Raw genomic sequence first — 26,228 nt, 5'->3', positions numbered from 1 at the left:
GTGTCGATCAGACCATCACCATTGGTGTCGACCGCCTCGGAATCGATCGTCCCGTTACCGTCGGCGTCGACGTAGAGATTGTCGAAGTCACCATCGTTGTCGGCGTCGACCGCCACACCCTCGGCGACACCATCACCATCAGTGTCGATCAACGTCTCGGAGTGATCGGCGTACTCCACCGAGATCGTGTCATCGGCGACCCCATTACCATCCAGATCGATCGCCTCATCGAACGTGGCGTCGTACTCGGACTCGGTGTCGGTGTCGGCCGGCGTGTCGAAGTCGCTCATTGTGGAAACCCCTCCCAGGTGCGTTCCGCTTGCTTGCTGATGACACGACAGTATGGGAATCGGCGGCGGCATGTATCCCGGGAACGTGCCACCGTGGCCCGCGCCCGCCGGCGCGAAGGATCGGCGGTCCGTAGTCGTATGATCACGACACGGACGGTACGATGTGGAGGTCATGAGCGCCGAACCCCTCGTCCAGCTACGCCGCATCTGCCTCGCCCTGCCCGAAACCTCCGAAGTGGACGGATCGGCCGAGGCGAGCTTCCGAGTGCGCGACAAGATCTTCGCGATGCGCCACCGGGTCGCCGAGCGCGATTCGGTCTGGTTCAAGGCCAAGCACGGCGAACGTCTCGTCCACGCCGCACCCCGCCAATACTTCAACCCGCCCTACGTCGACCGGCACGGCTGGATAGGCGCGTGGCTCGACGTCGAGCAGGACTGGGACGTGCTGGCGTCGCTACTGGTCGCCGCGCACCGGATGACGGCGCCGGAGCTGACCGAGTCGGCTACCGGCCCAGGATGAGGCTCATCGCCTCCGCGCGCGACTTCGCGTCGCGCTGAAGCACGCCCCGCACCGCCGACGTCACGGTCTTCGCGCCCGCCTTGCGAATGCCGCGCATGGACATGCACATGTGCTCGCACTCGACCACGACGATGACGCCGCGCGGGTCGAGCGTGCTCATCAGCTGCTCGGCGATCTGGGAGGTGAGCCGCTCCTGCACCTGCGGCCGTCGCGAGTACGCCTCGACCAGCCGGGCGAGCTTCGAAAGGCCCGTGATGCGGCCGTGCTCGGCGGGGATGTAGCCGACGTGCGCGACGCCGATGAAGGGCAGCAGGTGGTGCTCGCAGAAGCTGGTGACCTCGATGTCGCGGACGACCACCATCTCCTCGTGGTCCTCGGCGAAGGTCGTCTTGAGGATCTCGGCGGGGTCCACGCGCAGGCCGGCGAAGAGCTCGGCGTACGCGCGCGCCACCCGGGCGGGCGTGTTGGCCAGCCCTTCACGTTCGGGGTCCTCACCGATCGCGATCAGGATCTCCCGAACCGCCGCCTCGATGCGTTTAAGGTCGACGACCTCCTCGACGGGCACGCCGTTGATGCGGCCGTCGACGAGGCGGGCGGCAACGTGATCAAGACTCTCGTTCACCCGGACAGCCTACGCGGAGGGTAGGACAGGCGTCCGATATACGAGAGTGTCATCACCCTCGGCAGGGTTCGGGCGTCATCGACGCCCACCACTCTCCGCGTTGACCGCATAGCACGCCATGAGTACAGTCGCGACGAGTCGGGGGAGGCTTGTATGGGGATCGTCACCGAGCGCGTGGAGCGCATGAACATCAAGGTCGCGTCGCCCGACGGCAGCGTCCGCGCGACCTTAGCGTTTCGCGGACTGAGCGTGCGGATCAAGCCCGGAACCGCCGAACTCCACAACGAGCGATCGCTGACCGTGCAGGTCGAGGCCGTACTGGCGAGCGCGTTCACCGGTTACGAGCGGGCCGTCGAGATGATCCGCAGCGAGGTCGCGGGCGGACGTCGGCCACCGAACCTGGAAGACCTTCCGGAGGAACACCCCAGGCGGCGGCTCGACGCGGAGGCGTCGCGGCTGACGGTCACCGCGTACTCGGCCGAGGACTACGTGAGCCTGACGTGGCGGGGGAAGAAGGACTTCACGGTGGAGCTGCGGCCGGGGACCGTGCGGCGGCTGACCGAGGGCGAGCTGGCCGAGGAGCTGAACTCGGCGCTCGCGGACGCGGCGCGGCAGCGGGCGGTGCGGCTGCGGGAGATTCACCGCAGGCTGAGCGGGGCGACACGGGGATGAGCGACGGACGGAAGGGAACGGCCGACATGCTGAACTCGACGCTGCGGGCGATGGCGCGCGAGCGTTCGCGAGAGGTACGGCGGATGTATCGGGCGATCTGGCGGGAGGGCGTGGGATGAGGAAGGACGGCGATGGGGGCGGAGTGGAGTTGCGGGTCGATCTGGAGGAGCTGGCCGAGGTCGGGATGGTATTGCTACCAGGACTCGCGAACGTCCACGGTGACGCCGCCCGGCAGATCCATCTCAGCTCTCGCAATGACCACATGATCCTGAGGACTCCCGGATCGGGAGGTGAGCGCAGCAGCCCGGTGCTGGCCAGTTGGAAGGCGTTGCGCGATCTGCTGCAGCAGGCCGCGGGCGACACGACGGTCAACCTCGGCGACGCGAGCAAAGGACTCTTGCGAGTCGTCGAAATGTACGGGGGAGCCGATATCGAGAACCAGGAACTGGTCGACGTCCCGGTGCCCCCAGTTCCGGGCGCTCCACTGCCTCCCGAGGCGTACCGGCCCGGGGAGGACTGATGGCTGACACGTTGATCGAAGGCAACGGGGGCAGCTGGGGGCCGCACGGCCAGGCCATCCGCGACACGGCACTCGAGGTGCTGGAGCTCGCGAACGACCTGCGAGCGCTCGAAGTTCTCGACCACTGGGGTTGGGGCGTCGATGATGTCGCCGACCAGGGCGACACCGGCCGCGACGCGATCCTGCGACGAGTCGGTGACACTCACCGCGGACTCCTGCTGGCGCAGGAGCAGGAGGAGGGCTTTCAACTCGGCAGCGAGTTCGCCCGGATCCCGGAGGTGTTCGCCAAGTACGCCGTCGGTTGCGACCTGGCCGGCCACCAGACCGCGCAGGCGGATCTCACTGCCGCCGGTGAGATTCTGACCGCGTCGGGCGACGCACTGATGGACCCGATCCGCCACCGATTGAGCGAAGCTCTGTGGGCGGGATCGGCGGCGGACGTGTTTCGAGACGAAGTACTCGACCCGATGAACGACGTCGGTCCCAACCAGCAACGGGCGATCGCCGAACTCACCGGCGCGCTGAACGGTCACGCCAACTTGGTCGTGGCAGCCCAGCAGGGTGCTCTCAACATCGCGACGCTGACCAAGCAGGCACTCGAGGCCGCCATCGCGGCCAAGGCCCCGCCCGAACCGACGACGATGTTCGCCGTCATCGGCACGGCCTTGGCCTTCGGCTCGATCTTCGTGCCGGGAACCCAGGGGTTCGCCCTGGTCCTCGCGCTACTGAACACCAGCTTGGCGGCATCACAGCTGGCGTACACCGCTACACAAACGACGAACCCGCAGCCGGTCGACTCCACGATCGGCGGCGACACGGCACACATGATCATCTTCAGCATGCAGGTGGCTCTGATCGCGCTCGACGCAGCCGTCACCGCCGAGGAGGTCGAACTCGCGAGGAAGCTCGACGAGACCACTGCCAACTTCGAGGCGATGCTGGCCAGCCCGAAGCGGAGTCGCTACATTCGGGCGGCCCGGGTCTCCATCGCCGACGATGCACCGAGCAAGAACGAATTCCGGCACAGGGGGTAGGCGAGCGACATGGCATCGACGAGTCGGGTGCGGGTGATCCTCAGCGGCGGCTTGGTCGTCGCGGCGATCGCCGCGTTCGTCGCCCTTGAGCTGTCCGGTGACGATGATGACGGTCCTTCCGGGACCCCGACGACGGCTCCGACGGCGTCAGCGTCGTCGGCACCGCCCGCCGCGACCTTCGCCTTCCGCGCGGGCCTGTGCAAGGACATCGACTGGTCGGCCTTCGAGGCCTACGGCGACTTCGTCATGCCGGCCCAGGACATCAGCGACTACCGGCAGGACGTTGAGCAGATCGACTGCCTGCGCTGGTTGCTCGGACCCGACGCCGACGGCAATCTGCAGCACAGCGACACCCTGACGGTCACCGTCGATCTCGGGAAGCCACAGGCAACCGACGATGCTTACGAGCGGATGCGCGGATTCGACTGGGAACCCATCGACCAGCCGACGTGGGAGGAGTGCGCGATCGACGACAGGCAGAACAGCCTGACCGTCAAATGCAAGGCCGACAACATGGCCGTATGGGTCAGCGCCGGCTGCATCGTCGTCAACAAGGACCCCGCCTACCGCGACGCGGTCCTCGCCCTCGTGGAACAGATCCGCACCCTCTCCCTCGCCTGACCCCCACCAACGCGAAAGGCCCCGCCGGTGGCGGGGCCTTTCGCGTCGAACTCCTACTACATGTCCGTGCTGTTCAGCGTGTCCTTCAGCGACTTGCTTCCGTTGCTCTCGGCCTGGGCCTTCAGCTCGGTCGCGTCGGCCGGCGTCGAGATCGGCGGCCGGTCGGAGGGCTTGCGCTTGCCGAAGCCGTTGTACGGCGCCATCGGCGGGCGCTTGCGCACGCCTTCGGTGAGGCGGGCCATGTCCTCGCGGGACAGGGTCTCCTTCTCCAGCAGCTCGCCGACCATGGCGTCGAGGATGTCGCGGTGCTCGACGAGGATCTCCCACGCTTCGTCGTGGGCGATCTCGATGAGCGAGCGCACCTCGGCGTCGATGTCGGCCGCGATCGAGTCCGAGTAGTCCTTCTGGTGGCCCATGTCGCGGCCGAGGAAGGGCTCCGAGGACCCGGTGCCGTACTTGATGGCCCCCAGCTTGGCGCTCATGCCGTACTCGGTCACCATCCCGCGGGCCAGCTTGGTCGCCTTCTGGATGTCGTCCCCGGCGCCGGTGGTCGGCTCGTGGTAGACGAGCTCCTCGGCGGCGCGGCCGCCCAGGGCGTAGGCCAGCGTGTCGATCATCTCCGACCGCGTCTGCGTGTACTTGTCCTCCGTCGGGAGCACCAGGGTGTGCCCGAGGGACCGGCCGCGCGGCAGGATCGTCACCTTGTGCACGGGCGCCAGGTGCGGCAGGGCCATCGCGACGAGAGCGTGGCCGCCCTCGTGGTAGGCGGTGACCTTCCGCTCCTTCTCGCTCATGGCGCGGGTGCGGCGCTCGGGACCGGCGATGACGCGGTCGATGGCCTCTTCGAGAGCGTCGTTGCTGATCGCCTTGAGGTTGTGGCGGGCGGTCAGCAGCGCGGCCTCGTTGATGACGTTGGCCAGGTCCGCGCCGGAGAAACCGGGGGTGCGGCGGGCGATCGTCTCAAGGTCGACGTTCGGCTCGAAGGGCTTGCCCTTGGCGTGCACGGCCAGGATCGCCTTGCGGCCGATCAGGTCGGGCGAGTCCACCGCGATCTGCCGGTCGAAGCGGCCGGGACGCAGCAGCGCCGGGTCGAGAATGTCGGGCCGGTTCGTGGCGGCGATGAGGATCACGCCGCCCTTGGTGTCGAAGCCGTCCATCTCGACGAGCAGCTGGTTCAGCGTCTGCTCGCGCTCGTCGTGCCCGCCGCCCATGCCGGCGCCGCGGTGGCGTCCGACGGCGTCGATCTCGTCGACGAACACGATCGCCGGGGCGTTGGCCTTCGCCTGCTCGAAGAGGTCGCGGACACGGCTGGCGCCGACACCGACGAACATCTCCACGAAGTCCGAACCGGAGATCGAGTAGAACGGGACACCGGCCTCACCGGCGACCGCGCGGGCCAGCAGCGTCTTACCCGTACCGGGCTGGCCGAACAGCAGCACGCCCTTGGGGATCTTCGCGCCCAGCGCCTGGTACTTGCTCGGGTCCTGGAGGAAGTCCTTGATCTCCTGGAGCTCCTCGACGGCCTCGTCGGCGCCGGCCACGTCCGCGAAGGTGGTCTTCGGGGTGTCCTTGCTGACGAGCTTCGCCTTCGACTTGCCGAAGTTGAGGACCCGCGAACCGCCGCCCTGCATCTGCGACATGAACAGCAGCAGGAGCACGACGATGATGACGATGGGGAGGAGGTTGATCAGGAAGGCGACCCAGATGCTCTCCTCGGTCACCTCCACGTTGTAGGGGGCGCCGTAGGCCTTGATCTGTTCGAAGGTCTCGTTGACCGACTCGGCCGGAACGAAGGCCGAGATCTTGTCGGTCTCTTTGCCCTCGACGGTGATCGGGGTCTTGAGGTCAAGCTGAAGGACCTGTTCCTTGTCCTTGAGCACGGCCCGCTCGATCTGGCCCGGCTGACTGAACTGCGCCTCGGCCACCGAAGTCTCTGCTTCGGTGTAGTCGCTGCCGCCCGAGAACATCGTGGCGATCAGCACCACACCCAGGATGACGAGGACAATCCAGACGAATGGCCTGCGGAAGAATCGCGTACGCTCCATACTGCTGCGGGCGCCTTGCCCGACCCCTCCCGTGAGAAAAGGTTGACATCCTCGCTCGGCCGAATAGCCGATCGCACCGGGTGTCCGGCCATTCGACGTTACACCGTTGCAACCGTCTACCGCCTGCGGCGTTCGCCACCCTCGTGCTTAACGCACCATTATTCGGGTTCGATGTGACGAAGCATGCCCGGGGTGCGCCGTATAGATCCCGTCGGCGCCTGGCAGGCTGGTGACCATGACGGCCGAGTGGTACGCCGACGACATCGAACGGGTCATCGTCAGCGCCGACGACATCGCAACCAAGACCGCCGAACTGGGCAAACAGGTCTCCGCCGACTACGCCGGGACCGAAGGCCTGCTCCTCGTGGGCGTGTTCAAGGGCGCGGTCATGTTCATGGCCGACTTCGCCCGGCAGCTCTCCGTGCCGGTCGAACTCGAGTTCATGGCCCTCTCCTCCTACGGTCAGCGCGCGACCTCCTCAGGCGTGGTCCGCATCCTCAAGGACCTCGACCGCGACATCGCCGGACGGCACGTGATCGTCGTCGAGGACGTGGTCGACTCCGGGCTGACGCTCTCCTGGCTGCTGCGTTACCTCTCGGGACGCGGCCCGGCCTCCCTCGAAGTCGTGTCGCTGGTGCGCAAGCCCGAGGCGATGCAGGTCGAGGTTCCGGTCAAGTACGTGGGCTTCGACCTCGGCAACGAGTTCGTGGTGGGCTACGGCATGGACTACGCCGAGAAATATCGCGAGCTTCCCTTCCTCGGCGTGTTGAAGCCCGAGGTCTACTCACGCGGATAGGCGACGAAGATCGGCACGGTTCTTGAGAGCCTTCTCAGCTCCGGCGCCGCTTCGAGGTCTTCTACAGGTCCAGGGCACGGGGACCGGCGAGCAGTTTCCCCCCGTCCCTGCGCACCTCTATATATCCGGGCAACTGCACCGGCCCCTGACCGTGCCAGTCGGTGATGAGCCGGTCGAGCTCCTGCACGTGCCCGTACGCCAGCGCCGACCCCGGCACGCCCAGCAGGCGGGCCCACGCGTGGATCACGCGGGTGCGCAGCGCCCTCGGCTGCCCGGCGAGCGCGCCCACGTCGAGGCTCGCGTCGGCGCCGGCCGCGCGGGCGGTGGCGCGTGCGGCGAGGCCGTCGAGGACGCGGTTGTCGTCGGCGACGAGGCGGGCGGTGCGGGCGAGGTTGGCCTGAAGGCCGCTGCCGAGGACTTCGACGAGCTCGGGCATGAGCGCGCGCAGGCGTGAGCGCCGGTAGGCGGGGTCGCTGTTGTGCGGGTCGTCCCAGGTGTCGAGTTCCTGCTGTGCGCAGGCCTGTTCCAGGGTTTCCCGCGTGAGGTCGAGGTAGGGCCGGCGGTAGTGGCGGCGGCGTTCGGGCATCCCGGCGAGGCCGCGTGGCCCGGCGCCGCGGGCGAGGGCCAGCAGGACCGTCTCGGCCTGGTCGTCGCGGGTGTGGCCGAGCAGGACGGCGGCGGCGTCGTTGCGCTCGCCGGCGTCGTCGAGGGCGGCGTAGCGCACGGAGCGGGCGGCGTTCTCGGGTCCGCCGTCGGCGGGGTCGACCTCGACGGTGATCACTTCGACGGGGTCGAAGCCCTGGTGGCGAGCCCATTCGGCGAAGCCGGCGGCACGCTCGGCGGAACCGTCCTGCAGGCCGTGGTCGACGGTGGCGAAGCCGGCGCGCAGCCCGGCGCGGGGCGCGACGAAGGCGGTGGCGGCGGCCAGCGCCATGGAGTCGGGCCCGCCGGAGCAGGCGACGATGACCAGCCGGCCCCGGTCGAGGTCGGCGAGGGCACGGCGAACCGCGAGGCGGGTCAGCGCGACCGCCCGGGGCAGTGCCGCCATCAGGTGCAGACCCGGGCGACCCAGGCGGAGGGGTCGGACAGCTCGTCGAGCGTGGGGAGGGTCTCCGGGGAGGTCCACACGCGGTTGAAGGTCGCCATGCCGACCTGTTCGACGGCCGCCTCGACGAACGCGCGGCCCTCGGCGTACTGCCGCAGTTTGACGTCGACGCCGAGGAGTTTGCGGACGACGCGTTCGAGGGGGTTTCCCCCGCCGCGGCGCTTGTTGAAGTTCTGGCGGATCTCGGCGACCGTGCCGATGACCTCGGGGCCGACGCCGTCCATGACGAACTCGGCGTGCCCTTCGAGGAGGGTCATCAGCGCGGTGATGCGCGCGATCACCTCGCGCTGGTCGTCGGTGGTGACCGCGTCGATGACGCTGGTGCGGCCCTCGGGGTCGCGGGCGGCCTCGGCGATGGTCGACATGGCCCGGCGGGCGCGCTCGGCGAAGGCCTCGGCGTCGGTGTTCCCCGCCTCGGCGAAGGCGTCGATCTCCGACATGAAGTGATCGCGCAGCCACGGCACCGCGGTGAACTGTGTGCGGTGCGTCACCTCGTGCAGGCACACCCACAGCCGGAAGTCGTGCGGGTCGGCCTTGAGCTTGCGCTCGGTGTCGAGGATGTTGGGCGCGATGAGCAGGAGCTGCCCGGACTCCTCCCCGAAGATCTCGTACTGGCCGAGCACCTTCCCGGAGAGGTAGGCCAGGACGGTGCCGGCCTGCACGGCCGTCACTCGGGTGCCGATGGCGCGCGCGACGGGGCCGGGCTCGCCGTTGCTGCCGGTGAGTTTGCTGCCGAGGGGGCCGAGTACCTGCCGGAGGCCGTCGATGTTGGCCTGCGCCCAGTCCGGGCGGTCGACCACGCGCACCGGGCTGGGGCGTGCCTCCATGCCGGTGAAGGCGGCGACGTGCCCGGCGGCCTCCTCGGCGAGACGGCGTAGGTCGGACACGACCGACGCGGCCTCCTCGAAGGTCACGGCGGGCCCTGTTTTACCGAGGGCGCGGGCGGTTCGGGCGGCCAGCTCCCAGTCCACGAACTGCGTCATGCCCTCCACCGTACGCATTGCGAGCTTGATCTGCTCGGTCAGATCAGGGCGACGACGCCTAGATCGGCCGAAACCTCCGAGGGACAAAGGGCCATCAGGGCCCGTACACCCAGCCATTCGGCGCCATGGCGACGGAACAGGCCGCGGACGGCGTGTGCCTGTGCCCCGGTGTCGACGAGGTCGTCGACGAGCAGGACGCGCTCACGGGGGCGCAGGATCCCGTCGGCGATGGCGAGGGTGATGGTCCCGTCGGGTTCGGGGCGTTTCTGGACGCCGACGAAGCCGAGGCCGAGGTGGATCGCGACGAGCGGGCCGAGGAGGTAGCCGGAGGACTGGACCCCGGCGACGGCGGTGGCGTCGGTGGGTTCGAGCTCGGCGAGCGCGGGCCCGAGGAGGGCGAGGAGTTCGGGGTCGATCCACCAGTGAAGGGTCGCGAGGCGGTCGCCGTAGGCGGTGGTGGTGCGCGCCTTGAGGAGTTCGCGGGCGCGGTCGAGGTGCTCGGTCACCGGCAGCCGCAGCGGGCGAGGGCGGCGGCGAGCTGGTCGAGGCCGTGTGCGGCTTCGACGGCGTTGCCGCGGTCGTTGAGGAGGAACGCGAAGGTGAGTTCGCGTCCGTCGGCGGACAGGACCGAACCGGCCAGGGCGGTGACCTTGCTGAGGGTTCCCGTCTTCGCGCGGACGGTGCCGGCTCCGGCGGAGGTCTGCTCGTGCCCGTAGCGGTAGTCGAGGGTGCCGGTGTATCCGGCGACGGGAAGCGCGGCGAACAGGGGCCGCAGTTCGGGGTGCTCGGGTCCGGCGGCTTTGGCGAAGAGGCTGGAGAGCAGGCCGGCGGAGATCTTGTTGTCGTAGGAGAGTCCGGAGCCGTCGACCATGGAGATCTGGTCGCCGGGGAGGCCGAGGTCGTTGAAGACGGCGGCGACGGCGATGGTGCCGTCTTCGAAGGAGCCGGGGAGTCCGCGGGCGATGGCGACCTGGCGGATGAGCATGTCGGAGACGACGTTGTCGCTGGCCAGGACGGTTTCCTCGACGAGTCGGCGCATCGGCGGGGACTGGACGACGCCGAGTTCGGCGGCGGAGGGGTCTGCGGTGCCGGTGGTGACGCCCTCGGTGGCGCCGAGGAGTCCGGAGAAGATCTTCGCGGCGGCCAGGCCGGGGTCGGCGTAGCGCGGGACGGCGGCGTCGTGGCGCTGGGCGCCGGTGACGCCGGGTTCGGGGTTGATGCGGCCGCCGTCGGTCATGAGGGCGGTGGTGTCGGTGCCCCAGCCGGCGCGGACGTCGGCGGGGTCGACGCCGGGGGCGCCGCCGGGGCCGCTGAAGGCGGTGCCGTCGAGGACGACGGCGGTGACGGCCTGGTCGCCGAGGTTCTTCTTGACCTGCGCGGCGAGGTCTTCGAGGCTCGCGGCGCCGGGGTAGTAGCCGTTGCCGTCGACCGAGAGGGTGGGGTCGCCGCCGCCGATGATGACGACCTGGCCGGGTTCGGCTCCGGCGACCACGCGGGTGGGGATGCGGTAGTCGGGTCCCCGGGTGGCCAGCAGCGCGGCCGCGACGGCGACCTTGTTGGTCGAGCCGGGGATGAGCGGCTGGGTGTTGTTGCGCTCGTAGAGGAGCTCGCCGGTCGCGGCGTCGTGGACGGCGACGCCGAGGTCTCCGCGCAGTCCGGGGTAGGACATGAGGGGGTCGAGGAGGGCCGCGACCGCTTCGGGTGCGGGCCCTTCGGTTCCGGCGGGGCCCGGGAGCACGGGCGCGGCGGGGGCGGGTTCGGTCTCGAACACCAGCGTCCCGGTCTGTTCACTCTGCGTGCATCCACTGAGGACGAGCGTCAAGACTACGCCCAGGATGGGCAAGAGACGGCGGTTGTGTGGGATTGCGCTCGTCACCCGGGGGTCTCCTCGACGATGTGAAACAGGCTGAGCAAGACTTAGCAAGGCTACTGCCTGTATTCATATGCCCGACGACGTGCGCAAGGAGACGCCGTGGACTTCGACGTCACCATTGAGATCCCCAAGGGAAGCCGGAACAAGTACGAGATCGACCACGAAACGGGTCGAATCCGTCTTGACCGTACCCTCTTCACGGCCACTCAGTACCCGGCCGACTACGGGTTCATCGAAGAGAGCCTCGGCCTCGACGGGGACCCGCTGGACGCCCTGGTGCTGGTGCCCGAACCGACGGTTCCGGGCTGCCTGATCCGCGCCCGCGCGATCGGCATGTTCCGCATGTCGGACGAGAAGGGACAAGACGACAAGGTCTTGTGCGTTCCCGCCGCCGACCCCCGAGCGGAGCACCTGCGCGACATTCATCACGTACCGGAGTTCGACCGCCTGGAGATCGAGCACTTCTTCCGGGTCTACAAGGACCTTGAGCCGGGCAAGAGCGTCGAGGGCGCGACCTGGGTCGGGCGCACCGAGGCCGAGGCGGAGATCAAGCGCTCCTGGGCGCGACTCAAGGACGCCCACGCCGAACAGGACGTACACGAGTGATCCTCTGGTTGACGGCCTGACTACACTCTGGCGCTATGAGCGGAGCTAACCCCCCAGGCTGGCACCCGGATCCTAGTGGCAGCGGGCAGCTGCGCTGGTGGGACGGCAACCAGTGGACCAACAACACCCGTCCCCCCGAGCAGCGGCAGCCTTCCTCGTTGGAGAAGATCGCCGAACTCGACGTCTCCGGCGGCCACGACGCCTCGCAGATCCAGCGCCAGGTGCAGCAGCAGGCCGGTGTCGGCCCGATCGCGGCCGGCGGCGGGACGATCTTCAGCGAGCCGGTCCTGGTGGTCAACCAGAAGACCAAGCTCATCGAGATCAGCGCCGAGTACTCGGTGTTCAACCAGCAGGGCCAGCAGGTCGCCAAGGTCGAGCAGATCGGGCAGAGCGCGCTCAAGAAGATCGTGCGCTTCCTGGGCTCCTACGACCAGTTCTTCACCCACAAGCTCCAGGTCAGCGACAACCACGGTCAGCCGCTGCTCTACCTGACGCGGCCGGCGAAGATCTTCAAGTCGCGGGTGATCGTCCAGGGCGCCAGCGGCAACGAGATCGGCGAGATCAAGCAGAACAACGTGTTCGGCAAGATCAGCTTCGCCTTCATCGTGAACGGGCAGGAGATCGGCAAGATCCAGGCCGAGAACTGGCGCGCCTGGAACTTCGCGATCCTCGACCACACCGGTGCCGAGGTCGCGCGGATCACGAAGACCTTCGAGGGCATCCTCAAGACGGCCTTCACGACCGCCGACAACTACGTCGTGCAGCTGCACCGCCCGCTGCAGGACCCGCTCCTGTCGATGGTCGTCGCCTCGGCGCTGACCGTCGACACCGCGCTGAAGCAGGACTCGCGGGGCCTCGGAGGCTAGTCCTTCGAACCACCCGCGCGAACGGGAAAGCCCCGGCCTCCACGGCCGGGGCTCTTTCGTCGCCCAGGTCACCCGCAAAACCCCTCGCCACCGCCGCGATCTTGCACAAGACTCACCGGCGTGCCGCTACTGACCCTCGACGTGCGCCCGCTGCGCAACCGGGACTTCCGGATCTTCTACACCGGAGCCGCCGTCTCGGCGTTCGGGTCGATCATCTCCTTCGTCGTCATCCCCTACCAGGTGGCCGTGCTCACCGAGTCGCCGTTCCTGGTCGGCCTGCTCGGACTCTGCGAGCTCCTGCCGCTGCTGGTGACCTCCTTCGTCGGCGGCGCCCTCGCCGACTACGTCGACCGCCGCAAACTCGTCTTGTGGTGCGAGGTCGCGCTGACCGCGCTCGCCGCGCTGCTGCTGGTGAACTCGCTGGGCGGCACGCCGCAGCTGTGGGCGCTGTACGTGATCGCTGCGCTGAGCTCGGGCCTGTCGGGGCTGGCGCGCCCGTCCCGCGAGGCGCTGATCCCGCGGCTGGTGAAGCCCGAGGAGATCCCGGCGGTGTCGGGGCTCCAGTCGACCTACTACAACATCTCCTCCATCGCCGGTCCGGCGATCGCGGGCCTGCTGCTGGCCAACTTCCCGCTGGCCTGGGTCTACGCCATCGACCTGACGACCTTCGCGGTCTCGCTGCTGTGCCTGTCGCTGATCCGCAAGGTCCCGCCGCCGCCGAACGCCGACCGGCCGAGCGTCAAGTCGGTGATCGCGGGCTTGCAGTACGCGCGCAAGCGGCCCGAGCTGCTGGGCACCTACCTGGTCGACATGAACGCGATGTTCTTCGGGATGCCGTCGGCGCTCTACCCCTTCCTCGCCTTGAAGTTCGGCGGGCCGCAGACGCTGGGACTGCTGCACGCCGCGCCGGCGGTCGGCGCGCTGCTGGCCTCGATGACCTCGGGCTGGTCGGCGCGGGTGCACCGGCACGGGCTCATGGTGCTGATCGCCGCCGGGGTGTGGGGACTGGGCGTGCTCGGCTTCGGCCTGTCACCGAGTCTGTGGCTGGCGCTGTTCTTCCTCGCGGTGGCCGGCTTCGGCGACATGATCAGCGGACTGTTCCGCGGCATCATCTGGAACCAGACCATTCCCGACCATTTCCGCGGCCGGCTCGCCGGCATCGAGCAGCTGTCCTACCTGTCGGGCCCGACCCTCGGCAACCTGGAGGCCGGGATGGCCGCCAAGGCCTTCGGGATCGGCGGGTCGGTCGTGTTCGGCGGCATCATGTCGGTGGTCGGCACGGCGGCGCTGGCGGTGTGGCTGCGGCCGTTCCTCAAGTACGACGGACGCGACGGGGTCGAGCGCAAACGCGCCGAAGAAGCCGAACACGCCGCGAGGTCGGACGCTCACTCGCCGTCCTAAGTAGACGTACCGTGCTTCCCTCGTCCGCCCGGCCCCTCTAGAGTGGCCACATGTCGCTTTGAGCCGACGAAAGGAGGCGACATGGAAGTAGACGAGTCGAAGATGCGGCGGGCGAGCACGAGAATCCGGACGATCGGGCACGACGCCGCGGCCTATTTAGACAAAGAGAAGGCCACGCTCGACTTCGGATCGCAGGGCAACGAGGGCTTCGGCACCGTCCAGGCGCTGAAGGCCTGCGTCGACAAGCTCCACAACGCCGCGACCCGGCTGGCGCAGGACTCGCGGGAGACCGGCGACAACATCTCCCGCGCGGCCGACAACCACCGCGCCAACGAGAACGCGCAGAAGCAGGCGATGGAGAACAACCTGCGTGACCTGACGACGTTGAGGATCCCCTAGCCATGGTCACCTACATGCAGCTGCGCAACGCGCAGACCACGCATCTGGAGAGCGCGGCGGGCAGCGCGCGCAAGGTCGCCCGCGAGATGGAGCAGTACGGCGCCGACACCCGGCGCAACCGTCGTGCGCTCAACACCGGGTGGCGCGGCACCGACGCGAGCGCCGCCGACGCGCAGCTCGGGCAGCACGAGTCGAACTACCAGCAGATCGGGCGCTCGTACGGGCGCGTCGACGAGGTGGTGGGCTTCTTCGCCAACGAGATCGACATGGCCAAGCGGACCCTGGAGCGTGGCGTCGACGTCGCCAACGCGATCCCCGGCAGGGTCAGCGAGAGCGGTGCCATCCAGGTCGACTGGGCGGCGTTCGGGCCGAGGCCCTCCCCCGAGGTCATCGCGCACGCCAAACAGCAGGCCACGCAGGCGGCGAACCTGATCCGTCAGGCGCTCATGCGGGCGAACTCGGCCGACCGGCAGGCGCAGTCGGCGCTCCAGTCGATCGTGGCGCCGACGATGCCGAACGTGTCGGGCGGTTCCGGCACGATCCCGCAGCGCGGCACCGATCCCCGCCAGGTCAACGACTGGTGGAAAGGACTCACCGACGAGCAGCGGGCGGCGCACCTGCGCGACAACCCCAAGCAGATCGGCAGTCTCGACGGAATCCCCGCCGTCGCGAGGGATGAGGCCAACCGCCTGGCGATCGGGCAGGAACGGGACTGGATCGAGAGCCGCCGCGAGTACCTGCGCGGACGGCTCGAAGAGCTGCGTCCCGACGACGGTTCGATGAACATGCAGGCCGCGGCGCAGATGGGCGAGGTCAACAAGGAACTGCGCGACCTCGACACCCGCTGGCAGAACCTGGACAGTCTCGAGCACCAGCTCGGACGCACCGACCTCCAGGGTTCCACCGAGCGGATGTACCTGCTGAACTACGAGTCGGCCGCCGACGGCCAGGCCGTGATCTCGGTGGGAAACCCTGACACCGCCGACAGTGTCGTCACCTATGTCCCCGGCACGACCGCCGATGTTCCCGGCATCAACGGCGACGTCAACCGTGCACTGTGGATGCAGGCCGACGCGACCGCCGCCGACCCGGGCCGCCGCACCGCGGCGATCACCTGGCTCGGTTACGACGCGCCGGACAAGGTGTTCCCCAACGCGATCTCGAACAACTACTACGAGGCCGCCGCCGATGATCTGGCGTCCTTCCAGCAGGGGTTGCGGGCCACGCACGAGGGTTCGCCGTCCATCAACACGCTGATGGGGCACAGCTACGGGGCCTCGACGATCGGTTACACCGCCGCTCGCCACGACCTCGGCATCGACAACCTCGTCTCGGTGGCCAGTGCCGGATCCTCGGGCACCGCCAACGAGTACATGGGAATCGGCGCCGATCACGTGTGGGCGACCCGCGCGTCGGACGACCCGATCCGCTTCGCGGCCGGCGTCCACGGCACCGACCCCATCAACGAGAGCTACGGGGGCCGGGTCTTCCCGGCCAGCGACGGCGGGCACTCCGGTTACTGGGATTCGACGAACGTGGCCCGCGGTCACTTCGCGAACATCGTCACGGGGCACTACGACCGTGTGCCGGCGGCGCCGCAGGACCGGTGGTTCTAACGGGGTGACGTCGGCGGGGTGTGGTTAGGGCTGGGCTGGCGGGGAGGCTCGCTGGCCCGGCTGCCCGGCCCGCTTGTTCGGCTTGGCCGCCGCGCTCGACCGGCCCACCTGGCCGCGCTGCCTTCGTGTTGCCGACCTGCCCTGCCCGCGTACTCGCGCGGGCAGGGCAGGTGGGGCATGACAGGCGGACCGGACGAGGCGAGACATGCGACACGATGGCTTGCACCCCCTAGCGGCCGGCTCCTGCCTGCCCGCCGCACGATTGGCAAGACCGGCGGGCAGGACAGCATGGAGTGAGAGAGACGCCGCCGGCGGCAAAGATGCGCCCGTGCGGCGTGCGGCGAAGTTGGAGTCTCCGATGACACCGACGGCTGGGTGGGCTGCGGTTCGGCCACCGGGGCATCTCAACCTCAGCGCGTGGCTTGCCTCCTCAGCGGACACCGGCGGCCCCGGCGACCCCCGCCTGCTTCGGTGGGGCGAGCCGGCACCGGCTTCGGCGCGGCGAGCGGCATGGGCTCGGAGGGCGCGTCTGCCCTGCGGGCTCAACGGCTTCGCTTGTTCGCCTGGCGCGCTGGGCAATCACCGTCGGCGGCCTCCCGCTCGTGCTCCCACCGTTCGCAGGCCCTCGCCTCCGGGCCCCCGAGGGTGCTCCACGTCCCCACGCCCCCACTCCACCCCTGCGGCCCTTAAAACCCGCACCGCCCCCTCCACACCAACCTCCCCCCACCCCGTCCCCGACCCCCCAAATCCCCCGCACCTCTCCCCCTTCACCGCTTCCACACCCGCCCGTACCTGCGTAGAGTGAGGCACCATGACGCGTTCCCCCCTCCGGCGTCTCGGCGTGTGCTCCGCCGCCCTCCTGGTCGTCGCCGCGACCGTCCTTTCCGGACCTTCGACGGCGTCGGCGGCCGCGAAGTGCAAGGCGGAGTCCCGCACCGGCGAGATGACCAGCGTTCCCTGGCCCCTCAAGCGGCTCCAGCCCGAGCGGGTGTGGCCCTTGACCCGTGGCGAGGGCATCAAGGTCGCCGTCATCGACTCGGGGGTCGGTGAGCATCCGCTCCTCGACGGGCAGGTCACCGCCGTGGACATGGCCGGCGACAAGCTCGGCGCCCGTTGCGACATGGCCTCGCACGGCACGATCGTGGCCGGCATCATCGCCGCCAAGGACACCGAGTCCTCGCCCTTCCACGGGCTCGCGCCGGACTCGAAGATCCTCTCCTACCGGGTCATCCAGAGCATGGAGCGCTCGACGAGCGAGGAGAGCACGGCACCGGTCGTCAACGCGATCCGGCTGGCGGTGCAGGACGGCGCGAAGGTCATCAACCTGTCCCTGACGGCGATCGCCACTCCCGCGCTGGAGTCGGCCATCAAGTACGCCCACGAGAACAACGTGGTGGTGGTCGCCGCGGCCGGCAACAGCGGCATCACCGGCCAGAAGGAGTATCCGGCGGCCTACGAGTCGGTCATCGCGGTGGCGGGCCTGTCGGCGGGCGGAACGCACGTGGACACGTCCAGCGTCCGCAACTACGTCGACGTGGCGGCGCCCGGCGAGCAGATCGACGGTCCCGCGCCGGCCGGTGGCGGTTTCGGGCGGCTCGTCGACGGTGGCACGAGCTTCGCGGCGCCGTACGTGTCGGCGACGGCGGCGCTGCTGATGTCGCACTATCCCGACATGAAGCCCGACGAGGTCGCCCGGCGGATCACCGCGACGGCGGTTCATCCGCCCGGGGGCTGGAACCCGGTGGTGGGCTACGGGGAAGTGGATCCGTACCGGGCGGTGACGGCCGTTCTGTCCGAAGTGGACGAACGGACCGCCCCCGCCGCGGCGGCGCCGGACCTGCCGGGGGATCCCGGGAAGAGCATGCGCGAACGCGCCCTGCTCGTCACCGGAGCAGCCGGTCTGGCGATGGTGCTGCTGCTGATCGTGCGGTTCGTGGTCCCGCTGGGCCGGCGCCGCAAGTGGCGGGCCGGCTGACTCAGCGAGACCCGTGGCGAACCGGGATCCGAGTCCGCGGATGCGGCTCGGTCCCGTTCACCGGCCGAGCCGGGAGACCGGTGCACCGGGTGCACGCAACACCGCCGCCCAAACGTGCCGGGGCAGTGGGCGGCGGTGTCGGCAGCGTTCGACGCTTACGCGAACATGTTCGCGTTGGTCGTCTCGGTGTTCTTGTAGTTGTTGCCGGCCAGCTGAACGGTCTGACCGACGCGGCCCAGCAGCTCGTTGAGGCTGGTGACGGTGCGGGTCCACTCGGCGCGCTGAATCTCGTACTGCTCCTTGTCGCCACCGGACCAGGCCATGCCGTCGAGCTTGCTGCGCAGCTCGTCGAGGATCGCCTGAAGCTCCTGGGACGAGCCCTTGATCTTCGACGAGAACATGTCGATCTGGCCGGGAGAAGCCTTGATGTTTTCCATGGACTGCCTTCCGAATCGCGCGGCTTGGGGGTTGAGGGGGTAGGACGGGGGTGGCGGAGACTAGCCGCCGTGCAGGATGCCGAGCAGGCTGTTCGCGTTGCTCTTCTGCTCTTCCTCGTTCGACTGGTGGTTCGCCGCCGACTTGTCGACGAGGTTGGCGATCGTGTCGAGGATCGTCTGGAGCTTGTTGGCCTTGCCGTCGAACTCGGTCATCAGGACCGTGAACGCACCGGCGGCCGAGCCGCCCCAGAACGCCGCCGAGGCGCTGACCTCACCGCGAAGCTTGCCGAGCTGGCCCTTGACCCGCTCGATCGCGTCGCGCATGTCCGACGAGCCCTTGGCCAGCGATGAATGATCGACGAAGATGTCGAGCTCTGCCATGTTCGACCTTTCTAGGATTCGCGCGAGCACTCCGTGTGTCGCCTTATACGGACGGTCATCGGACTGCTCTTCTTGGTCGTAGAAACACTATCTGAATTCGGCCCACAATGGAAGGTCTAATGTGGACCACTAGCTTCCGTGACGCGGTTGTGACCATGCCAGTTGGATCAATTCGTTGCCACTGCGCCGAACCAGCATGCCGCGACCCGGAGGTCTCGGTGAAGGCCTTATGTCGCCGAAGAGCAGACCCTCGTCCTTGTTGCCCGACATCAGTAGTCCGGGCGATTGGAGTTCGCGCAGCCGCTGGATCACCGGCTCGTACATCGCGCGTGAGGCGCCACCGCTTCGGCGGGTAAGGATCAGGTGAAGTCCCACGTCACGGGCTTGCGCGAGCAGTTCGAGCAGTTCCGAAACGGGGTTGGACGCACCCCCGGCGACGATGTCGTAGTCGTCGACGAGGATGTACAGATCGGGTCCGGACCACCAGCTGCGAGAACGCAACTGCTCCGGCGTGACATCACTTCCGGGAAGCCGGACACGGATCGCCTCATTGGCGTTGCGCATCAATTGCAGGGCTTCCGAGGAGTTGGCCGCATAGCCCGCGAGATGCTCACTGCTGATCTCGCCGAGAAGCGAACGGCGGTAGTCGATGACGAGAAATCTCGCCTGCGCGGGAGTGAATCTCGCGGCCAATTGGGCGGCCATCATCCGCAGCAGGTTGGTCTTACCCGACTCGCCGTCGCCGAAGGCGACGAAGTGCGGCTCGGTGAGCAGATCGAGGTGGACGGGGGCCAGCTGGCTCTCGTTGAGCCCGATCGGGATCGCCTGCTTCGACGAGTCGGGCGGCACCTGGGCGACGTCGACCTTCTGCGGCAGCAGCCGCACCGCCGGCGCCGGCAGTCCGGTCCACGCCTTGGCGATCTTGGTGACCATGTCGCGCACGCCGTCGGCGAGATCGCTGACGCTGTTCTGGGCGTCGACCCGCGGCAGCGCCACCAGCATCTGCATCCCGTCGGGCGAAAGGCCGCGACCGGGCGCGCGTTCGGGGACGTTGCGCGCGGCCCGACGGTCCACTTCGGACTCCGTCGGGTCGCCGAGGCGGAGTTCGAGCCGGGTGCCGAGCAGGTCGCGCATCGCCGCGCGCATGTCGGTCCACCGGTTGGTGGCCATCATGACGTGCACGCCGAAGGCCAGACCGCGCTGAGCGATGACGAGGATGTCGTCCTCGAGATCCTCGAAGTCGTTGCGGATCGTCGGCCACCCGTCGATGACCAGGAACGCGTCACCGAAGGGGTCGTCGGCGAACTCGCCGGCGGCCTTGCGGCGGCGGTAGGACGACATCGAGTCGATGCCGTGCTCGACGAAGAGCGCCTCGCGCTCGTCGAGGAGGGTGGTCATCTCGGCGATGGTGCGCCTGACCTGGTCGACCTGCTGGCGTCCGGCGACTCCGCCGAAGTGCGGCAGCTCGGCCAGCGCCCGCAGCGTGCCGCCGCCGAAGTCGAGGCAGTAGAACTGGACCTGCTGCGGCGTGTGGGTCAGCGCCAGCGAGGCGATCGCCGTGCGCAGCGCGGTGCTCTTGCCCGACTGGGTTCCGCCGATGACGAGCAGGTTGCCGCCCGCGCCGGACAGGTCGACGGTGAGCAGGTCGCGGCGTTGTTCGAAGGGGCGGTCGACGAGGCCGACCGGCACGCGCAGTCCCCCGGCGCCGGTCCAGCCGACCGGCCGCAGACCGTTGTCGCCGTCGGCGTGCAGCATCGGGAAGAGCTGCGAGAGCGGCGGCGCGTCGGAGAGCGGTTCGAGCCAGACCTTGTGCGCCGGAACGCCCTTGCCCGACAGCCGGTTGGTGATCACCGCGAGCATCGAGTTCTTGACGATGTCGTCGGGGTTCTCCGGCTCGTCGTCGTCGAAGGTCGAGTTCGCCGCGATCATCGTGTCGACGGGCATGTCGGGCGGGGCGACGTAGGTGGCGACGAAGTCCTGCAAACGGTCCCTTGTGGACGTGCGGCCGCTGTCGCCGCCGCCGACGCCCCGGTACGGACCCGAGACGTAGGCGCTGCGGAAGCGAAGCATCGTGGAGGTGTCGATCTTCAGGTAGCCGTGGCCGGGAGCCTGCGGGAGTTCGTAGGCGTCGGCGACACCGAGGACGGTGCGGCTCTCCATGGCGGAGAAGGTCCGCAGACCGATTCGGTACGACAGGTGCGAGTCGAGTCCGCGCAGGCGGCCCTCTTCGAGGCGCTGCGAGGCGAGCAGGAGGTGGACGCCGAGGGAGCGGCCGAGCCGGCCGATCATCACGAACAGCTCGATGAACTCGGGTTTGGCCGACAGCAGCTCGGAGAACTCGTCGCACACGACCAGGAGGCTCGGCAGCGGCGAGAGCTCGGCTCCGGCGCGGCGGGCCTTCTCGTAGTCGCGCTGGGAGACGAAGTTTCCCGCGGTGCGCAGGAGTTCCTGGCGGCGGGTCATCTCGCCGCTGATGGCGTCGGCCATGCGGTCGACGAGGTGGAGTTCGTCCTCAAGGTTGGTGATGACCGCGCTGGTGTGGGGCAGGCGATCCAGGGTCGCGAAGGTCGCGCCGCCCTTGAAGTCGACCAGGACGAAGTTGAGTTCTTCCGACGAGTGGGTGATCGCCAGTGCCGAGACGATCGTGCGCAGCAGCTCCGACTTGCCGGATCCGGTGGCGCCGATGATCAGGCCGTGCGGGCCCATGCCGCCCTGCGCGGCCTCCTTGAGGTCCAGGAAGATCTTGGCGCCCTGGGGATCGAGGCCCAGCGGGATGTTCAGCCGGTCGGCGGTCGGGCGGTTGGGCCGCCAGGTGACCGCCGGGTCGAGGGATCCGACGTCGCCGACGCCGAGCAGGTCGGGCAGCTCGGCCGAGACCGCCATCGGCTCGGTGGCGCTGGTGACCGCCGAGGGCCGGTAGCGCGACAGCCGCCGCGCGAGCGCCGCGGCCTGCGATTCGCTGACGGTGTCGGGGATCCCGAGCTGGCTGGCGCGGCCCTTGAGACGCATCGTGAGCCCCTCGGGCTCGGCTTCCAGGGTCAGCAGCCAGTTTCCGGGGTGGCGCGGCACGAGGCCCGACAGGTCGAGGACGGTCGCGCCGGCCAGGCCGGTGCCCTCCAGGTCGCAGTCGGCGTCGACCTCGCCGCCGTCGAGTACGACCATCACTTGTGGACGGTCGGTGAAGGTGCCCTGGTCGCCGGCGGCCCGGGAGCGGTTGGCCAGCTCGTCGGCGAGCATGTCCTCCAGCTCGGTCATCGAGTCGACGATGAGACGGCGGGCGCCAAGCGCGTCGGCGTCGCGGTCGTGGCGGGCGTGCGGGAGCCACTTCACCCAGTCCCAGGTGGCCATGCTCGACCGGCCGGCGACGACGGCGATCTTCAGGTCGGCCGGGGAGTGGAAGGTCGCGGCCTGGCAGAGCATCGAGCGGATGACACCGCGCGACAGTTCGCCGTCGCCGCGGAAGACCACGCGGCGGAAGGCCCGCAGCTGCACGGCCATCGGCATGTGCGGCAGGTTGGCGTGGGCGCGCACGAAGCGCCGCAGCGCCAACGCGCTCATGGGTTCGAGGTCCTCGACCGGCTTCGTCTCCGGCGGGACCATGGTCACCGCGAGGCGCTGGCGGCCGACGGCCACGCGGACCTCGCCGAAGTCGGGGTCGCCGTAGCGGCGCTCCCACAACCGCGACGAGTGGGCGATGCTCCACAGCGCACCGGGCTCGGGATGCCGCCACAGCACGGCCTTGCGCTGCTGCCCGGCCGCGCGGCGGACCTGGCGGCGCGACTGCGCGAGGTAGCGCATGTAGTCGCGGCGCTGGATGGTCTGCTCGGCCTTCTGGTCACCACCGGAGGTCATGAAGGACCCGACGAACATGCCCAGCATGGACACGCCGAACAGGCCGCCCACCACCATCATCATGGTCCCGCCGCCGCGACCGGCGTACATGAACGCCATCGCGCCGACCATGGCCAGCATCGGCAGCAGCATCAGGTACTGCGCCATGCTCCGCTGCGTCGGGGTCGGCAGGTCCGGTGGCGGTTCCAGCATCAGCTCGCCGCCGGGCATGGCCGGGCCCTTGCGGCGGGGCGGCCGGGTGAACACGAGTGTGCCCATGTGTGCGGACCTCCGGGGTGGGGGTTGAAACATCGTAAACGCTTATGGGGGACGAAGGGAAAAGCGTGGGCGGCCAGTGAATGAAAGCGCATTCGTCAGCGGAGGCGAAGGCGCACGTGGGAGCGGGGACACGGGGTCCGGAAGAACTTTTCAAGAAGAACTTCGAAGTCCGCTTAAGTTACGCTTGCGTAAGCGTAGGTTTTCTCCTTTCCACGGTTTGTGGACGGTTTCGAGCGAGATCCCTTTGCGCCCAACGGTGTCCGCCGGGCGCCCGCGAGCGCCCGAAACTCCCATTCCGACCGCGACCCCGATACGCTCACCGGCGCGAGCCCCTTCGATCCCCCTCCCGGCAAGGAGACCGCGACCGATGACCGTCGCCAGCGAACTGTCTCTCGTCACCATCGTCGCCCCGCACACCCGTATGGACGTGGCGCTGCCAGGACATGTGCCGCTCTCCGAGCTGCTGTCCGACCTGCTGCAACACGCCGCCGACGGCCCGAAGGGCGAGGATCTCGTCGAAGACGGTGCCACGCAAGGGGGCTGGGTGCTGTCGCGCCTGGGGAAGGCGCCGCTGGACCCGGACCTGACGCCCAGCCAGCACGGCATCCTCGACGGCGAGGAGCTGTACTTCACGCCGGTGGCGCAGTCGGCGCCCGAAGCGGTGTTCGACGACGTCATCGACGCGATGGCCACCGCGACCAACGAACGCGTCGGACGCTGGCAGAACACCACCAGCAAGGTCTTCGGCACCGTCCTGGCGACCGCCGCGCTGCTCGGCGGGGCGGCCGCGATCCTGTTCACCGGAACGGGTCTGGCGATGTGGGCGGCCCTCGGCGTCGGCGGCGCGCTGCTGTGCGCGGCACTGATCCTGGCGAGGGCGCTGGGCAACGCCGCCAGCGCGACCGTGCTCGGGCTGATCTCCCTGGTGTACGGCCTGGTGGGCGGCCTGCTGCTGCTCGGTGAGCTGCCCGACCTCGGCGACGTGAGCGCTCCGCGCATCATGACCGCGGGAGCCGTGGTGGCCACCTTCGCCGTGCTGGCCGGGATCGTGGTGATCCCGTACGCGCCGGTGTTCCACTGTGGAGCGATCTGCGGGTTGGCGCTGACCGCGGCCGCCGCGCTGTCGACGTTCCTCGGCGCGTCCCCGGCCGAAGCGGGCGCGGCCGTCGCGACGGTGCTGGTCGCGCTGGTCCCGGCCATGCCGATGCTGGCGTTTCGCATCTCGCGGCTGCCGATGCCGACGGTCCCGAAGTCGCCGCAGCAGCTGCGCACCGACGGCGAGAAGGTCGACAGCGAACTGGCCCTGCTGCGCAGTGAGCGCGCCGACCAGCACCTGACCGGCATGCTCACCGCCGTGGCGATCATCGCCGCCGCCGCCGAGTTCGCGCTGGCCTTCGGCCGTACGGTCCCGGCGACACTGGCCGCGGTGCTGTTCACGCTGCTGGTCCTCATGCGCGCCAGGGTCTTCCTCACCATCCGGCAGCGCCTGCCGTTCCTGCTGGCCGGCGTCGTGGGGATGGCCTCGCTGGCCCTGGCGTTCTGGACCGGCGAGCACGACACGGCCACCCGCATGTTCGCGCTGCTCGCCGCGACGGCGTTCCTGGCCATCGTCGCGCTGGCCTACACGCTCGGCGTGGTCGGCAAGCAGGTCTCGCCGATCTGGGGCCGGATCATCGACATCCTGGAGCTGCTGCTGGTGGTGGCCGTGGTGCCGCTGACCGCGTGGGTCTGGAACCTGTACTGGGCGATCCGCACGATCAACGGTTAGACGTCCTCGCCGGATCCACCGACGACGGGCGGCGGCATGTCGTCGTCCTCGTCGAGGCTCCAGGGGTTGTTCGCCTCACTGCGCCAGGTCAGCTGCTCGGCGGGGTCGGGTTCGCCCTCCCCGCCGGGGTCGACCTCGTCGTCGGCCGGTGCCGGGGCGGCCGAACCGCCCGCCGCGGCGGGCTCCTCGCTCCACTGTGGGGGTTCTAAACCCCAGTCGGGCAGTACCCGGGGAACGTCCTGGTGATCGGTCTGTGGCTCGGTCATCGTCTAAAAGATCCCGCCGCTCGCCGCCGACGCGTACGCCGCCGGACCCTGCCTTCCGTTGCACCGCCGCAGCTTGACGCTGTTGTCGACGGCGAGTTTGGTGAGCTCCTCCACGAGCCCGTCGATGTCCTCGTGCCCGGCGGCGACCCTGATCAGGCAGCGGACGGACAGGCGCTTCTCGACCGGGCGGTCGCTGGCCCGGCGCATCGAGATGGACACCGCGCAGAAGGCCGACTGGAGCTCGGCCACCTCGGTCCACAGTCGACGGAGCTCTTCGGCGCCGGGAAGCTTGCCGTGCAGCGTGAAGGTGACCTGGTCGAGGTCGCCGAGACTCCAGGTGCGCCAGTCCTCGGCGACCTTGTCGGCCGTCTCCACGGCCGCCGACTCGGCGCCCAGCGACTGCCGGACCGCCTCGTCGAGGCCGGTGGCGTCGAGCGGCCGGAGGTTGACGCCGACCTGCTTGGCGCCCTTCATCAGGCGTCCGACGGTTCCGCCGAGGGCGCGCTGGATGCCGACGGCCCCGCCGCCGCGCTCGGCGGCGATGCGGGAGGCGCCCTGCACGTCGAGGCGCACGACGAACCACGCGTCGCGCCTGGCGAACAGCGGCAGGCCGTTCATGACCTGGGTCGTGGTGACGTCGTCGCCGGGGAATCGCCACTCGGGCTTGATGCCGTCGGTGTCGTCCTCCTCGTCGGCCTCGGGCTCGGCCCGCGGAAGCGTCGAGGAGGTCAGCGGGACGGTCTGCGTCACCAGCTGCACCGAGGAGACCGGGGCGCCGCTTCCGAGCAGGATCCCCGAAAGGACGCCGAAGGCCAGGTGGGGAGGCTCGTCGCTGTCGACGGTGAGACCGGCGAACCAGCCGGTCCCGTCGAAGGCGACGCCGAGGCTCATGCCCCGCTCGGTGACCGTGCTCAGCTCGATCCCGGCGGCCAGCGCGGCGACCTCGGCGGGCTTCCTGCGGTCACGCCGGCGCCGGAAGACCAGTCGCAGCCAGCGCGCGCCGCGCACGTACCAGAGCAGGCCGCGGGTCCGGCCGAACACCGCGACACCGGTCACCGCGACGGCCGCGGCGAGCCAGATCCAGTCGGCGCCCTTGACGAAAAGCAGCGTCGCGGCCACGATTTCAACGGCCACCAGCTGGGCGACGCCCACCGGTCCGAAACGCGCGGGCCGACCCGTCGAGGGTGCGGGAGTCGCCATGTGAGACCAACGTCCTTTGTGGTCGGTCAGCGTCGGATGTCTCGCACCCGGGCCGGATTCGGGGTTCTGACATGCTAGCGGCTGCCAGGTTAGCGGCACGTTCTTGATGAGGGAAGCCCCCG

General features: G+C 69.3%; 25 protein-coding genes. 13 read left to right on the top strand and 12 right to left on the bottom strand.

Features of this window, described 5'->3' with window-relative positions; translation table 11 throughout:
• Positions 1 to 290: hypothetical protein (locus AB0I28_RS21790; RefSeq protein WP_357495940.1), on the bottom strand; the 290-nt coding region annotated here is incomplete at its 3' end.
• Between the two features lie 172 nt (positions 291 to 462).
• Here AB0I28_RS21790 and AB0I28_RS21785 point away from each other — a divergent pair.
• Positions 463 to 810, top strand: a complete 348-nt coding sequence (locus tag AB0I28_RS21785; RefSeq protein WP_357495938.1) for an MmcQ/YjbR family DNA-binding protein — start codon at positions 463 to 465, stop codon at positions 808 to 810.
• Here AB0I28_RS21785 and folE read toward each other — a convergent pair.
• Complete coding sequence (gene folE, locus AB0I28_RS21780) at positions 794 to 1,432, bottom strand: GTP cyclohydrolase I FolE (protein ID WP_357495936.1); 639 nt, start codon at positions 1,430 to 1,432, stop codon at positions 794 to 796. The two genes, AB0I28_RS21785 and folE, sit on opposite strands and share 17 nt — an antisense overlap.
• Positions 1,433 to 1,585: 153 nt before the next feature.
• Between folE and AB0I28_RS21775 the strand changes: the two genes are divergently transcribed.
• The 4 genes from AB0I28_RS21775 to AB0I28_RS21760 all read left to right on the top strand — a co-directional run bounded on the left by AB0I28_RS21775 (position 1,586) and on the right by AB0I28_RS21760 (position 4,279).
• Complete coding sequence (locus tag AB0I28_RS21775) at positions 1,586 to 2,104, top strand: hypothetical protein (protein ID WP_357495934.1); 519 nt, start codon at positions 1,586 to 1,588, stop codon at positions 2,102 to 2,104.
• Positions 2,105 to 2,219: 115 nt separating this feature from the next.
• Positions 2,220 to 2,624 (top strand): hypothetical protein, encoded by a 405-nt coding sequence (locus tag AB0I28_RS21770; protein WP_357495932.1) that lies wholly within the window; start codon positions 2,220 to 2,222, stop codon positions 2,622 to 2,624.
• Positions 2,624 to 3,658: a hypothetical protein gene (locus AB0I28_RS21765; RefSeq protein ID WP_357495930.1), complete on the top strand. Its 1,035-nt coding sequence runs from the start codon at positions 2,624 to 2,626 to the stop codon at positions 3,656 to 3,658. Before AB0I28_RS21770 ends, AB0I28_RS21765 begins: the two co-directional genes overlap by 1 nt.
• Positions 3,659 to 3,667: 9 nt before the next feature.
• Complete coding sequence (locus AB0I28_RS21760) at positions 3,668 to 4,279, top strand: hypothetical protein (RefSeq protein ID WP_357495928.1); 612 nt, start codon at positions 3,668 to 3,670, stop codon at positions 4,277 to 4,279.
• 56 nt (positions 4,280 to 4,335) lie between these two features.
• Here the strand turns inward: AB0I28_RS21760 and ftsH are convergent, their stop codons facing one another.
• Positions 4,336 to 6,324: an ATP-dependent zinc metalloprotease FtsH gene (gene ftsH / locus AB0I28_RS21755; protein ID WP_357495926.1), complete on the bottom strand. Its 1,989-nt coding sequence runs from the start codon at positions 6,322 to 6,324 to the stop codon at positions 4,336 to 4,338.
• Positions 6,325 to 6,559: 235 nt separating this feature from the next.
• Between ftsH and hpt the strand changes: the two genes are divergently transcribed.
• Positions 6,560 to 7,120 carry a hypoxanthine phosphoribosyltransferase gene (gene hpt / locus AB0I28_RS21750; protein WP_357495924.1) on the top strand — a complete coding sequence of 187 codons (561 nt, stop codon included), beginning with the start codon at positions 6,560 to 6,562 and terminating at the stop codon, positions 7,118 to 7,120.
• Between the two features lie 61 nt (positions 7,121 to 7,181).
• On the opposite strand, the gene tilS is transcribed toward hpt, so the two are convergent.
• Genes tilS through dacB form a run of 4 tightly spaced genes read right to left on the bottom strand, consistent with a single transcriptional unit; the run spans position 7,182 to position 11,030 of the window.
• Positions 7,182 to 8,168 carry a tRNA lysidine(34) synthetase TilS gene (tilS, locus tag AB0I28_RS21745; RefSeq protein WP_357495922.1) on the bottom strand — a complete coding sequence of 329 codons (987 nt, stop codon included), beginning with the start codon at positions 8,166 to 8,168 and terminating at the stop codon, positions 7,182 to 7,184.
• On the bottom strand, positions 8,168 to 9,208 hold the full coding sequence (locus AB0I28_RS21740) for a zinc-dependent metalloprotease (protein ID WP_357495920.1): 1,041 nt from the start codon (positions 9,206 to 9,208) through the stop codon (positions 8,168 to 8,170). Before AB0I28_RS21740 ends, tilS begins: the two co-directional genes overlap by 1 nt.
• Before the next feature lie 38 nt (positions 9,209 to 9,246).
• Positions 9,247 to 9,714 carry a phosphoribosyltransferase family protein gene (locus AB0I28_RS21735; protein ID WP_357495919.1) on the bottom strand — a complete coding sequence of 156 codons (468 nt, stop codon included), beginning with the start codon at positions 9,712 to 9,714 and terminating at the stop codon, positions 9,247 to 9,249.
• Positions 9,711 to 11,030: a D-alanyl-D-alanine carboxypeptidase/D-alanyl-D-alanine-endopeptidase gene (dacB, locus tag AB0I28_RS21730; protein ID WP_357495917.1), complete on the bottom strand. Its 1,320-nt coding sequence runs from the start codon at positions 11,028 to 11,030 to the stop codon at positions 9,711 to 9,713. Before dacB ends, AB0I28_RS21735 begins: the two co-directional genes overlap by 4 nt.
• A 150-nt stretch (positions 11,031 to 11,180) precedes the next feature.
• Here dacB and AB0I28_RS21725 point away from each other — a divergent pair, with 150 nt between their 5' ends.
• The 6 genes from AB0I28_RS21725 to mycP all read left to right on the top strand — a co-directional run bounded on the left by AB0I28_RS21725 (position 11,181) and on the right by mycP (position 17,944).
• Positions 11,181 to 11,687 (top strand): inorganic diphosphatase, encoded by a 507-nt coding sequence (locus AB0I28_RS21725; protein WP_357495916.1) that lies wholly within the window; start codon positions 11,181 to 11,183, stop codon positions 11,685 to 11,687.
• A 35-nt stretch (positions 11,688 to 11,722) separates the two neighbouring features.
• On the top strand, positions 11,723 to 12,553 hold the full coding sequence (locus tag AB0I28_RS21720; RefSeq protein WP_357495914.1) for a phospholipid scramblase-related protein: 831 nt from the start codon (positions 11,723 to 11,725) through the stop codon (positions 12,551 to 12,553).
• A 120-nt stretch (positions 12,554 to 12,673) separates the two neighbouring features.
• Complete coding sequence (locus AB0I28_RS21715) at positions 12,674 to 13,954, top strand: MFS transporter (protein WP_357495912.1); 1,281 nt, start codon at positions 12,674 to 12,676, stop codon at positions 13,952 to 13,954.
• An 81-nt stretch (positions 13,955 to 14,035) separates the two neighbouring features.
• On the top strand, positions 14,036 to 14,353 hold the full coding sequence (locus tag AB0I28_RS21710; protein ID WP_357495910.1) for a hypothetical protein: 318 nt from the start codon (positions 14,036 to 14,038) through the stop codon (positions 14,351 to 14,353).
• A 2-nt stretch (positions 14,354 to 14,355) separates the two neighbouring features.
• Positions 14,356 to 15,969 carry an alpha/beta hydrolase gene (locus AB0I28_RS21705; protein ID WP_357495909.1) on the top strand — a complete coding sequence of 538 codons (1,614 nt, stop codon included), beginning with the start codon at positions 14,356 to 14,358 and terminating at the stop codon, positions 15,967 to 15,969.
• A gap of 811 nt (positions 15,970 to 16,780) precedes the next feature.
• Positions 16,781 to 17,944, top strand: a complete 1,164-nt coding sequence (mycP, locus tag AB0I28_RS21700) for a type VII secretion-associated serine protease mycosin (protein ID WP_357495907.1) — start codon at positions 16,781 to 16,783, stop codon at positions 17,942 to 17,944.
• Positions 17,945 to 18,099: 155 nt separating this feature from the next.
• Here the strand turns inward: mycP and AB0I28_RS21695 are convergent, their stop codons facing one another.
• From AB0I28_RS21695 to eccCa, 3 genes are all read right to left on the bottom strand, one after another.
• On the bottom strand, positions 18,100 to 18,381 hold the full coding sequence (locus tag AB0I28_RS21695; RefSeq protein WP_357495905.1) for a WXG100 family type VII secretion target: 282 nt from the start codon (positions 18,379 to 18,381) through the stop codon (positions 18,100 to 18,102).
• 60 nt (positions 18,382 to 18,441) lie between these two features.
• Positions 18,442 to 18,762, bottom strand: a complete 321-nt coding sequence (locus AB0I28_RS21690; RefSeq protein ID WP_357495903.1) for a WXG100 family type VII secretion target — start codon at positions 18,760 to 18,762, stop codon at positions 18,442 to 18,444.
• A 129-nt stretch (positions 18,763 to 18,891) separates the two neighbouring features.
• Positions 18,892 to 22,872 carry a type VII secretion protein EccCa gene (eccCa, locus tag AB0I28_RS21685; protein ID WP_357495901.1) on the bottom strand — a complete coding sequence of 1,327 codons (3,981 nt, stop codon included), beginning with the start codon at positions 22,870 to 22,872 and terminating at the stop codon, positions 18,892 to 18,894.
• A gap of 367 nt (positions 22,873 to 23,239) precedes the next feature.
• Between eccCa and eccD the strand changes: the two genes are divergently transcribed.
• Positions 23,240 to 24,640 carry a type VII secretion integral membrane protein EccD gene (eccD, locus tag AB0I28_RS21680; protein WP_357495899.1) on the top strand — a complete coding sequence of 467 codons (1,401 nt, stop codon included), beginning with the start codon at positions 23,240 to 23,242 and terminating at the stop codon, positions 24,638 to 24,640.
• Here the strand turns inward: eccD and AB0I28_RS21675 are convergent.
• Positions 24,637 to 24,906, bottom strand: coding sequence for a hypothetical protein (locus tag AB0I28_RS21675; protein ID WP_357495897.1), 270 nt, complete (start codon positions 24,904 to 24,906; stop codon positions 24,637 to 24,639). The genes eccD and AB0I28_RS21675 overlap by 4 nt on opposite strands.
• Before the next feature lie 3 nt (positions 24,907 to 24,909).
• Positions 24,910 to 26,106 (bottom strand): type VII secretion protein EccE, encoded by a 1,197-nt coding sequence (locus AB0I28_RS21670; RefSeq protein ID WP_357495895.1) that lies wholly within the window; start codon positions 26,104 to 26,106, stop codon positions 24,910 to 24,912.
• Positions 26,107 to 26,228: the final 122 nt, after the last annotated feature.

Source organism: Phytomonospora sp. NPDC050363 (assembly GCF_040655735.1).
GTDB lineage: Bacteria > Actinomycetota > Actinomycetes > Mycobacteriales > Micromonosporaceae > Phytomonospora.
The sequence above is the reverse complement of the archived record's forward strand: the minus strand, read 5'-3'. Positions and strand labels throughout refer to the sequence as shown.